6 protein-coding genes are annotated in these 4747 nt (G+C 67.9%); 1 reads left to right on the forward strand and 5 read right to left on the reverse strand.

The window, feature by feature from the left end:
- Nucleotides 1-90: 90 nt before the first annotated feature.
- The 5 genes from HMPREF1137_RS09680 to HMPREF1137_RS09700 form a co-directional block, all read right to left on the reverse strand.
- The gene (locus tag HMPREF1137_RS09680; RefSeq protein WP_009054919.1) at nucleotides 91-924 is read right to left on the reverse strand and encodes a MetQ/NlpA family ABC transporter substrate-binding protein; all 834 of its coding nucleotides are present in this window, start codon (nucleotides 922-924) and stop codon (nucleotides 91-93) included.
- A 71-nt stretch (nucleotides 925-995) separates the two neighbouring features.
- The gene (locus tag HMPREF1137_RS09685; protein ID WP_009054910.1) at nucleotides 996-1733 is read right to left on the reverse strand and encodes a methionine ABC transporter permease; all 738 of its coding nucleotides are present in this window, start codon (nucleotides 1731-1733) and stop codon (nucleotides 996-998) included.
- Nucleotides 1730-2749: a methionine ABC transporter ATP-binding protein gene (locus tag HMPREF1137_RS09690; RefSeq protein WP_009054914.1), complete on the reverse strand. Its 1020-nt coding sequence runs from the start codon at nucleotides 2747-2749 to the stop codon at nucleotides 1730-1732. Before HMPREF1137_RS09690 ends, HMPREF1137_RS09685 begins: the two co-directional genes overlap by 4 nt.
- Before the next feature lie 150 nt (nucleotides 2750-2899).
- A complete protein-coding gene (locus HMPREF1137_RS09695; protein ID WP_009054918.1) occupies nucleotides 2900-3271 on the reverse strand; it encodes a fluoride efflux transporter FluC in 372 nt (123 codons plus the stop codon).
- Entirely contained in the window at nucleotides 3268-3732 is a 465-nt protein-coding gene (locus HMPREF1137_RS09700) for a fluoride efflux transporter FluC (RefSeq protein ID WP_034497719.1), read from the reverse strand. The genes HMPREF1137_RS09695 and HMPREF1137_RS09700 overlap by 4 nt, the downstream gene beginning before the upstream one ends.
- 80 nt (nucleotides 3733-3812) lie before the next feature.
- Here HMPREF1137_RS09700 and gluQRS point away from each other — a divergent pair, with 80 nt between their 5' ends.
- Nucleotides 3813-4727 carry a tRNA glutamyl-Q(34) synthetase GluQRS gene (gene gluQRS / locus HMPREF1137_RS09705; RefSeq protein WP_009054912.1) on the forward strand — a complete coding sequence of 305 codons (915 nt, stop codon included), beginning with the start codon at nucleotides 3813-3815 and terminating at the stop codon, nucleotides 4725-4727.
- Nucleotides 4728-4747: the final 20 nt, after the last annotated feature.

A 4747-nucleotide genomic window follows, 5' to 3' on the forward strand; every position in this document is an offset into this window, starting at 1 on the left:
ATGGGTTCCGGGGGCCACCCGCTTATCTATGCGAGCCTGTCGGCTCCACGATCCGTCAGCCTCGGCGCCTGCGCGCCCCGGCCTCGCAGGTCAGAACGCCGGGATGACCGAGCCGTCCGACCAGGTCTTCTCGATGTACTGCTTGACCTCATCGGAGTGCAGGAGCTTCTCGAGCTTCGCGATGGCCTCGGCCTTCTTGGAATCCTTCTTCCACACGAGGACGTTCACGGCCGGGTTGTCCACGGGGGACTCAACGACGAGGGCGTCACCGGAGATGGACTTGCCACCCTCCTGGGCGAAGTTGCCGTTGATGACCGCGTAGTCGAAGTCGTCGAGCGAGCGGACCAGCTGCGGGCCCTCGACCTCGCGGAAGTCAAAGTTCTTCAGCTTGGTGACGGTGTTGATGTTGACGTCGCCGTCGCCCTCAGGGATCGAGACGAGGCCCTGGGTCGCCAGGAGCTCGAGCGCGCGGGACTGGTTGGCCGTGTCGGAAATGATGCCGATCGTGCCACCGTCGGGCAGCTCGTCGAGGGACTTGTGCTTGTTGGAGAACACGCCGAGGGGCTCGAGGTGGATGCCCTCGCCGGCCTCGAAGTCGTAGCCGAACTGCTTCTCCGCGTTCTCCAGGTAGGGAACGGTCTGGTAGAAGTTGGCGTCCAGGTCGCCGTCGTTGAGCGCGGTGTTGGGCTGGACGTAGTCGGTGTACTCAACGATGTTGAGCTTGATGCCCTCGGCCTCGGCCAGGTTGTCGTTGATGTAGGTGAGGATCTTCGCGTGGGGCGAGGGGGTCGCGCCCACGGTCAGGGTGACGACGTCCGAGGAGGAGCCGGAAGCATCCGAGGAGGCGGAGCCGCCGCCGCAGGCCGCCAGGCCGAGGGTGGCAACGGCTGCCAGGCCGATAGCTGCGAGAGAGCGATGACGCATGGTGGTTCTCTTTTCTTCTGCGTACTGGATGGGATGGATGGTCGAGGCCGGGGTGACCTGACCGGGGTCTGTCAGCGCGCGCGGTGGTCGACCAGGCGCGAGAGGATATCGCCGATCAGCTGGATGATCTGCACGATGACGATGATGGCGACGACGGTGGAGATCATGACGTCGTCCTGCCAGCGGTTGTAGCCGTAGTTGATGGCCATCTGGCCCAGGCCGCCGCCCCCGACGGCGCCCGCCATCGCGGAGTAGCCGATCAGGGTGATCGCCAGGGTCGTGATGGACTGGATGAGGGCGGGCATTGCCTCGCGAATGAGGACGCCCCAGCGGATCTGGCGGTTGGAAGCACCCATCATCTGGGCGGCCTCGATCTTGCCGGGGTCGACGGCCAGCAGGTTCGTCTCCACGAGGCGCGCGAAGAAGGGCGCGGACAGGATGACGAGCGGAACGACGGTTGCGAGCGAGCCCGTGGACTTGCCGACGATCATCTTCGTCAGCGGGATCAGCATGATGATGCCGATGATGAAGGGCAGGGAGCGCACGATGTTCACGACGAAGGAGACGGCCTGGTACACGCCCTTGTTGGGGGTGAGGCCGCCCTTGCCGGTCTGCACGAGGAGGAGGCCGAGGAGCGTTCCGATGATGACCGCGAAGAGCGTGGACAGGCCCGTCATCATGAGTGTCTCGAGGATTGCCGGACCGAACTTCTGGGTCAGCGCCGGGTTATCGAACCACGTGGGATCGCCCTTACCCGTGGGCACGACCACCTGCGCGGCGGTCGCGGCGGCGAGGTATGCGGTGGTCATTGGGTCCTCACTTCCGCGTGAACGTTGTTCTTACGCAGCTGCTCGATGATCTTGTCGGCGTGGTAGGCGGGGACGGTGAGGGCCAGGCGGCCCACCTGCACGCTGCCGAGGGACTCGAAGGTTCCCGCGGTCACGTCCGCGCCCATGGACGAGGCCAGGTGCAGGACGGTCGCGCCGGTCGGGACACCCGGGTGCGACGTGAAAACGACGTCGAGGAGGACAGTGCTCTTCGTCAGGCCGTCAAGGCTGGTGGCCGCGGAGGCGGGGACCGATTCGACGACGGGCATGGGGACCAGCTCACGGGCGAGCGGGGTCGAGGGGTCTGCCACGACCTCTTCGAGGGGGCCGGTCTGCAGGACCTGTCCGTGGCCGAGGAGGGTCACGGAGTCGCAGATCTCGCGGACGACGGCCATCTCGTGGGTGATGACGACGACGGTGACCCCGGCGACGTCGCGCACGTGGCGCAGCAGGGAGAGGATCTGAGCGGTCGACTCGGTGTCGAGCGCACTCGTTGGCTCGTCGCACAGGAGCACAGCGGGATTATCAGCCAGCGCGCGGGCGATGCCGACACGCTGACGCTGACCACCCGACAGCTGGGACGGGTAGGAGTCGCCGCGGCCTTCGAGGCCGACGAGTTCGAGGAGTTCCTCGACGCGTTCGCGGCGCTGCGCACGAGGCACACCGGCAAGCTTCAGCGGGTAGCCGATGTTATCGGCGGCAGTGCGGGCATCCAGGAGGTTCGCCGCCTGGAACACCATGCCGATGCGACGGCGAGCGGCGCGCAGCGCAGAACCCGACAGCATCGACAGATCCAGGCCATCGACGACGATGTGGCCCTCGGTGGGCTTCTCCAGGGCCGTCAGACACCTGATGAGCGTGGACTTACCCGCGCCGGAACGGCCGACGATCCCATGGATCGAGCCGCGATCAACGTGCAGGTTCACCCCGTCGAGCGCGACGACTTGGCCGCCGCTTTTCACGGGGTAGACCTTGGATACCCCGGTGAGGTCAATCATGTGCATCTCCGTTACTGGGCCACACGGCCCGCAACATCAGCATATGAGGGCCGCGCGCGCGAGCGCTCGGAATGCTGTTACAAAACTCCGTATCGTGGCTAAACCCTCACCCATCAGCCCGCATTGTGGCCGCAGTTGCGTGACAAACGTCTATCCGGCACAGGCGATACCCGCGAGCGCCGCGCCCCATGAGGCCGCCCACGTACCGAGTGCCAGGGCGAGGCTCCGGCCTCGGAATCCATCAGCCCACAGTGTCACCGCGTCCACGAGTGCCGTCGAAAACGTCGTGAAGCCACCGAGGAACCCCGTCGACACGATCGGCATGAGGCCTGCGGGCACCAGCTGAGTGGCCGCACCAGCCAGGAAACAGCCGATGACGTTGACGACCAGGATGCCGAGCTTCGCTCCCGCCGAGTCACCCAACGAGTCCAGGGAGCGTTGCACGCCCCGGTCCAGCCAGAAGCGGGCGCACGCGCCCACGCCACCAGCCAGGGCCACGAACAGGAAGGTCGATCCGTTCATGCTCGCTCCCCCTCACCGGTGACGGGGCGCAGGTCCGAGCGGCCACACAGCCACTCCCCCACGCGCATACCCGCCCAGGCGCAGGCACCACCCAGTGCCAGGAGACCAAGGGACTGAGAGACGGCCTCGGCAATTCCATTGAGCGACACGTAGCCCACCGACGCGACGATGTACGTCCCGTAGGTCGTGAACGCGCCCGCGAAACCCGTGCCGACCAGGAGCTTCAGGGTTTTCAGCGACGCCGCATTCCCCGATCCTCGCGCGAGGCGCCCCGCCACCCACGCTGCCAGCGCGCCCAGCAGGAACGCGCCCACGGCGTTGACCGTCAGCGTCGACCACGACAGGAAGAGGCCGCGCACGGGCGAGGCCTTCGCGACCTCGTCCAGGCCGGCGCGCGCCGCCGTCCCCACGACCCCGCCCACGAAGACCGCCAACCAGTCGGGCACCCGAAAACTCACCATGCACCCCACTGTACGCCCGCCGCGCCACCGCCCGGGGAGGCGGATCCCGGGAGGCGGCCACGGCCTCGTACACTGAGCGCATGACGAACACCGGACGATTCGCGCCCTCCCCCACGGGCGACTTCCACCTGGGCAACCTGCGCACCGCGATCCTCGCGTGGGCGTGGGCGCGCACGACCGGGCGGCGATTCGTCCTGCGCATCGAGGACATCGACCGGGAGCGCGCCGGGTCCGCCGAGCGTCAGATCGAGGACCTGGCGGCGATCGGCGTGGATTGGGACGGCGAGCCCCTCATCCAAACCGTGCGGGCCGACGCGCACGAGGCCGCCCTGGCGTCGCTGGCCGCGCGCGGCCTCATCTTCGAGTGCTACTGCACCCGCCGCGACATCCGCGAGGCCGCCTCCGCGCCGCACGTGCCACCCGGCCACTACCCGGGGACCTGCCTGACGCTGAGCGAGTCCGAGCGTTCATCCAAGCGCGCAGCTCTAGCCGAGTTGGGGCGCGCCCCCGCGCTGCGCCTGGCCGCCCCCTCGCCCGAGTGGACCGTGTTCGACGAGCTGCACGGCTCCTACACCGGGGCCGTCGACCACTTCGTCGTACGCCGCGCGGACGGCGTGCCCGCCTACAACCTGGCGGCCGTCGTCGACGACGCGTTCCAGGGCGTCGACCAGGTCGTGCGCGGCTTCGACCTGCTCTCCCAGGCGCCCGCGCAGGCGCAGCTCGCCCACCTGCTCGGGGCGCCCGAGCCGACGTACGCGCACGTGCCCCTCGCACTCGCGCCTTCAGGTGCTCGGCTGGCCAAGCGCGACGGTGCCGTCACCCTCTCAGATCTACGAGGCCTGGGCTGGTCCACCGACGACGTCGTTTCGTTTATCGGGTCGTCCCTGGGAGTGCCCGGGGCGCGTTGCGCCTCCGACATTGCGGACGCCCTGGGGATTACAGGATTGCGTTCTTTGTCGACCGAGCCGTGGGTCGTGACGCCTCCCAGTTCCTGAGGGCAGCTTGTGGCCCCGCT

It is taken from the genome of Actinomyces sp. ICM39 (genome assembly GCF_000282935.1).
Taxonomy (GTDB): Bacteria; Actinomycetota; Actinomycetes; order Actinomycetales; family Actinomycetaceae; genus Pauljensenia; species Pauljensenia odontolytica_B.

Bases quoted from the DNA above. Each gene is read 5' to 3' on its own strand.
- HMPREF1137_RS09680 (WP_009054919.1), bottom strand. From the start codon at position 924: ATGCGTCATCGCTCTCTCGCAGCTATCGGCCTGGCAGCCGTTGCCACC.
- HMPREF1137_RS09685 (WP_009054910.1), bottom strand. From the start codon at position 1,733: ATGACCACCGCATACCTCGCCGCCGCGACCGCCGCGCAGGTGGTCGTG.
- HMPREF1137_RS09690 (WP_009054914.1), bottom strand. From the start codon at position 2,749: ATGATTGACCTCACCGGGGTATCCAAGGTCTACCCCGTGAAAAGCGGC.
- HMPREF1137_RS09695 (WP_009054918.1), bottom strand. From the start codon at position 3,271: ATGAACGGATCGACCTTCCTGTTCGTGGCCCTGGCTGGTGGCGTGGGC.
- HMPREF1137_RS09700 (WP_034497719.1), bottom strand. From the start codon at position 3,732: ATGGTGAGTTTTCGGGTGCCCGACTGGTTGGCGGTCTTCGTGGGCGGG.
- gluQRS (WP_009054912.1), top strand. From the start codon at position 3,813: ATGACGAACACCGGACGATTCGCGCCCTCCCCCACGGGCGACTTCCAC.